The sequence below is a fragment of the Streptomyces sp. W16 genome, assembly GCF_033194735.1.
In the GTDB taxonomy this organism is placed as follows: domain Bacteria; phylum Actinomycetota; class Actinomycetes; order Streptomycetales; family Streptomycetaceae; genus Streptomyces.
Genome location: NZ_JAWOAI010000613.1, coordinates 1 through 5,205, shown reverse-complemented (window position 1 = coordinate 5,205; position 5,205 = coordinate 1). Strand labels below are relative to the sequence as shown.

Annotated in this window: 4 protein-coding genes; 1 reads left to right on the top strand and 3 read right to left on the bottom strand. The window is 71.6% G+C overall.

Annotation, left to right across the window (positions count from 1 at the left end; translation table 11 throughout):
* Positions 1 to 16 precede the first annotated feature (16 nt).
* On the top strand, positions 17 to 1,513 hold the full coding sequence (locus tag R6V09_RS45275; RefSeq protein WP_317887310.1) for a family 2A encapsulin nanocompartment cargo protein cysteine desulfurase: 1,497 nt from the start codon (positions 17 to 19) through the stop codon (positions 1,511 to 1,513).
* Positions 1,514 to 1,601: 88 nt separating this feature from the next.
* Here the strand turns inward: R6V09_RS45275 and R6V09_RS45270 are convergent, their stop codons facing one another.
* From R6V09_RS45270 to R6V09_RS45260, 3 genes are all read right to left on the bottom strand, one after another.
* The gene (locus R6V09_RS45270; RefSeq protein WP_317887309.1) at positions 1,602 to 2,612 is read right to left on the bottom strand and encodes an LLM class flavin-dependent oxidoreductase; all 1,011 of its coding nucleotides are present in this window, start codon (positions 2,610 to 2,612) and stop codon (positions 1,602 to 1,604) included.
* Positions 2,609 to 4,345, bottom strand: a complete 1,737-nt coding sequence (locus R6V09_RS45265; RefSeq protein ID WP_317887308.1) for an ABC transporter ATP-binding protein — start codon at positions 4,343 to 4,345, stop codon at positions 2,609 to 2,611. Before R6V09_RS45265 ends, R6V09_RS45270 begins: the two co-directional genes overlap by 4 nt.
* Positions 4,327 to 5,205: ABC transporter permease (locus R6V09_RS45260; RefSeq protein WP_317887307.1), on the bottom strand; the 879-nt coding region annotated here is incomplete at its 5' end. The genes R6V09_RS45260 and R6V09_RS45265, both read right to left, overlap by 19 nt.

The following is a 5,205-nucleotide window of genomic DNA, read 5'->3' as shown; positions in this document are numbered from 1 at the left end:
GGCCGGCCCGCACGCGGTGGGTACGACCGGTGGTGCCGCCCCGGCGCCGCCGGCCGCCCCCTCGACTACCGCACCGGCCCGCCTCCCGGACCCCGGGCCGTACTACTTCCTCACCGAGGCAGCCGGGTACCCCGCTCAGGCACCGGAGCTCCCCGGCTTCGGGCACCTCGGGCTGCCGCCCCTGCCCGAGGCGATGTCACCGACAGCGACGACCGCGCCGTACTACTTCGTCCGGGAACCCGACGTGTCCGGCGCGCCGTTGGGACTGCCGCTCGACCAACACCCGGCCTTCGACGTGCAGGCGGTGCGCCGGGACTTCCCGATCCTGTCCGAACTGGTCAACGGCCGTCCGCTGATCTGGCTCGACAACGCCGCGACCACGCAGAAGCCGCAGGCGGTGATCGACCGGCTGGTCGAGTTCTACTCCCGGGAGAACTCCAACATCCACCGGGCGGCGCACGAGCTGGCCGCCCGGGCGACGGACGCCTACGAGGGCGCCAGAAAGACCGTCGCCAGGTTCATCGGGGCGGGCTCCGCCGAGGAGATCGTGTTCGTCCGGGGCACCACCGAGGCGATCAACCTCGTCGCCAAGGCATGGGGTCCGGCGCACATCGGCGCGGGCGACGAGATCGTGCTCTCGCATCTGGAGCACCACGCCAACATCGTGCCCTGGCAGATGCTGGCGGAACAGACCGGCGCGGTGATCAAGGTGATCCCGGTCGACGACAGCGGCCAGTTGCTGCTCGACCGGTACACCGCTCTTCTGTCGGAGCGGACCAAGCTGGTCGCGGTCACCCAGATGTCCAACGCGCTCGGCACCGTCGTACCGGTCGAGCAGATCATCGAGATCGGGCACCGGGCCGGGGCACGCGTCCTGGTCGACGCGGCGCAGTCCGTCCCGCACCTGCCGATCGACGTCAGGGCGCTGGACGCCGACTTCCTGGTCTTCTCCGGGCACAAGCTGTTCGGACCGACCGGGATCGGCGTGCTCTACGCCAAACGGGAGGTCCTTGAGGACATGCCTCCGTGGGAAGGCGGCGGCAACATGATCACCGACGTCACCTTCGAGAAGTCCAGCTACCAGCCGCCGCCCGGCCGCTTCGAGGCCGGCACCGGCAACATCGCCGACGCGGTGGGGCTGGCCGCGGCCATCGACTACGTCGAGCGCATCGGCCTGCCGAACATCGCCGCCTACGAACACACCCTGGTCGAGCACGCCACCGAAGGCCTGCGGTGCGTGCCCGGGCTGCGGCTGGTCGGCACGGCTCCGAACAAGGCGAGCATCGTGTCGTTCGTCCTGGACGGCTACGAGCCGGCCGAGGTGGGCACCGCGCTCAACGAGGAAGGCATCGCGGTCCGTTCGGGCCACCACTGCGCACAGCCGATCCTGCGCCGCTACGGCCTGGAGGCCACCGTCCGGCCGTCGTTCGCCTTCTACAACACGCACGGGGAGGTGGACACGCTCATTGCGGCGGTCCACCGGCTTGCGGACCGCAGAGGCGGGCGCCGCTAGTTCGGACGGCCACCGGAACCGGTACGACGGAGACCTGCCCGCCGGCCTCCGTCGTACCGGCACGAGGCCACGGGGTCGCCGGTTGCCATCACGCGGCCTCCAACTGCGCGGGCCGCCACCCGAGTTCGGGTGCGACCAGGTGGAGTACGTCATACAGGATCTGCTCGTACTCCTCCCGCCGGAACTCGTACGGCAGCTCAAGACGCAGCTCCGATACCGCCGACACCACCGGGTCCGCCGCGAGCTGCTCCAGGATCTGCTCCGCCGTGCCGGCCACGTCCGGTGCGAACAGGGTCCGCCTCGGGCCCTGCGGGGCCAGGGTGCGGGCATGCCGGCTCGCGGCGTACTCCCGGTACCGGGTACGGGTGGCCCGGTCCGCGCTGTCGAACGGCACGATGACTCGGCCCACCGCGATCCGGGCGGTCGACTGGACCCGCCGGTACTCGGCGAGGAGGTTCGACTGGGCCGTGGTGAAGTCGTCGGTGTGCTCGCCGGTGACGATGTTCCCGGACAGCAGGTTGAGGCCGCTCTCACCGGCCCAGCGGGCCGAGCGCAGGCTTCCGCCGCCGTACCAAATGCGGTTCACCAGACCGGGGTTGTGCGGTTGCAGGCGTGGTCGCTGGGTGTTGCCCGGTGACTCGATCACCGTGTCCGGGCCGCCGAGGTAGTCGCCGCGCAGATTGTCGACGACGCGGGCGACCCTGCCGTACGACAGGTCGAAGGCGCGCCAGTCGCCGTCGTACACCAGGTCGCCGAGGAGTTCGGCGTGCGGCATGCCCGTGCTGAAGCCGACCTGGAGCCGGCCGCGCGACAGCACGTCGGCCAGCGCCAGGTCCTCGGCCAGCCGGAACGGGCTCTCGTAGCCGATGGGGATGACCGCGGTCCCCAGCTCGACGCGCTCGGTGCGCTGGCCGGCCGCGGCGAGGAACACCGCGGCCGAGCCGACGCCGTGTTCGAGGTGGCGTTGCCGGATCCAGGCGCCGTCGTAGCCCAACCGCTCGCCGTACTCGAAGAGTTGGAGGGTCTCCTCCAGGCCGGTGTACGGGTCGTCGTCGGCGAAGTTGCCCGGGGTGAGAAAGGCGAGAGAGGTGATCGTCATGCGCTCCGCGTCCTCAGATCGTGGTCGGCCCGGCGGCCCGGAATCGCCGCGAGCAGCTCGCGGGTGTACTCGTGGCGGGGGTGCGTGAACAGGTCGTCGGGGGTGCCTGTTTCGACGACGCGGCCCGCCCGCATGACGGCGACCTCGTGCGCGATCTGCCGTACGACGGCCAGGTCGTGCGAGATGAACAGGTACGCCACTCCGGTGTCGGCCTGCAACTCGGCCAGCAGGTCGAGGACTTGGGCCTGCACGGAGACGTCGAGCGCGGACACCGGCTCGTCGCACACCACCAGGTCGGGGGAGAGGGCGAGGGCCCGTGCAATCGCGACGCGCTGCCGCTGCCCGCCGGAGAGTTCCGCCGGGCGGCGGTCCAGGGTGGCGGCGGGCAGGGCGACCCGGTCGAGGAGTTCCCGGGCCCGGTCCAGCCGGGAAGCGCGGTCGCCCACCTTGAAGGCACGCAGCGGTTCGGTGATCACCTCGCCGACGGAGAACCTCGGGTCCAGCGAGGCGTACGGGTTCTGGTAGACGAGCTGGGCGCGTCGGCGCAGCTGCCTGGCCTGTGCGCCCCGGGCGGTGGTGACGTCGGTGCCGTCGAACAGGATGTGTCCGGCGCTCGCGTCGGTGAGACGGAGCACCAGGCGGGCGGTGGTGGACTTGCCCGAGCCGGATTCACCCACCAGGGCCAGGGTCCGACCGCGGTGGAGGGTGAGGCTCACGTCGTCGACGGCGCGCAGCGTCCGGGACTCGCCGCCCGCGCGGGGCAGCCTGAACTCCTTGACCGCGTTGCGGAGTTCGACCAGCGGTGCCGCGTCGGCGGCCGGGGGCGCGGTGACCCCGGCGCGGGGGACGGCGGTCGTCAGGCTCGGCGCGCTGGCCAACAGCCTTCGGGTGTACTTGTGTTGGGGGTCGGAGAGGACCTCACGAGTCGCACCGGCCTCGACCACTCGCCCCTGGGACATGACGACGAGGCGCTGTGCCCGGTCGGCGGCCACTCCGAGATCATGGGTCACCAACAGGATCGCGGTGCCCAACTCCTCGGTGAGGCCCTGGAGATGGTCGAGGATGACGCGTTGCACGGTGACGTCGAGCGCGCTGGTCGGCTCGTCGGCCACGATCAGTCTCGGCCGTGCGGCGATCGCGATCGCGATCAGGGCGCGCTGCCGCATGCCGCCGGAGAGTTCGTGCGGGTACTGCCGGGCACGGGTGGCCGCGTCCGGCAGTCCGGCCCGGTGCAGGACGTCGATCGCCTCCGACGGCGCGGAGCGGCGGGTCGCAAGACCGTGGATGCGCAGCACCTCGGCGACCTGCTCACCGATGCGTTTGACCGGATTGAGGGACACCGACGGATCCTGGGGCACCAGGCCGATCTGCGCGCCGCGCACAGTGCGCAGCTCCGCCTCGCTGAGCGAGGTGAGGTCGTGCCGGCCGAAGCGGATCGTGCCCGCGTCGATCGTGGCGTTGGCCGCCAGGAGCCGGGTGATCGCATGCGCGGTGGTGCTCTTGCCGGACCCGGACTCGCCGACCACCGCGGTCACTTCGCCCGGCCGTACGTCGAGATCGACGTCCCGCACGGCCCGTACGGTGCCGCCGCGGGTGCGGTACGACACGGACAGGCCGCGTATTGCCAGCGCGGCGTCCTGGCCGGGGTCCGGGTCGGTGCTCGGTGTGGTGCTCAAGTCCTCATCCGTTCCAGGTGTGTTCGGCTTCCGATCGCTCATGACTGCCGGGACCATTCGCCGTCCAGCGCGCGTGCGATGCGGTTGGTGGCCAGCACGGTCGCCGCGATCGCGAGCCCGGGCAGCGCCGTCAACCACCAGGCGTTGGCAAGGTAGTTGCGGCCGTCGGAGATCAACGTGCCCCACTCCGGGGCCGGTGGCGGGGCGCCGTAGCCGAGGAAGCTCAGGGCCGACACGGCGAGGATCGAGGAGCCGAAGTCGAGGGTGGCCAGGACGATCACCGGGCCCGCCGCGTTGGGCAGCACATGCCGGCCCAGCACCGAGTACCAGCGGGCCCCGCACGACCGCGAAGCCTCTACGAAGACCGCCTGCCGTACCCGCAGCACCTCCGCCCGGGTCACCCGCGCGAAGCTCGCCACGCTGGCGATGCCGACCGCGACCGCCACCTTGACCGTGCCGTAGCCGAGCGCGGTGACCAGGGCCAGGGACAGGAACAGCGCCGGGATCGACAGGAGCACGTCGACGAAGCGCATCAGCACGTCGTCGATCCAGCGGCCCACGAACCCGGCGACCAGACCGATGAGACTGCCGACCACGAAGGCGACCGCCACCGCGATGAGGGTTGCCTTCAGGGAGAGTTGGGCACCGTGGATCACCCGGGAGAATACGTCGCGGCCCAGCTCGTCCGTGCCGAACCAGTGTGCGCCGCTCGGGCCCCGGAAGTTCTGTGACGGCACCCCCGTCAGCGGGTCCCGGGAGGTGAACAGGCCGGGCCGGAACGAGGCCAGCACCACCAGGACCAGGACGAGGACCGACAGCAGCAGACCGGGACGGCGCGCCAGGAAGCGCCGGACCCGCCGCACGTCGACGTGGCGTCCCGGCCCGGGGCCGGACCCCGGCTCGACCGGCCGCGCGAG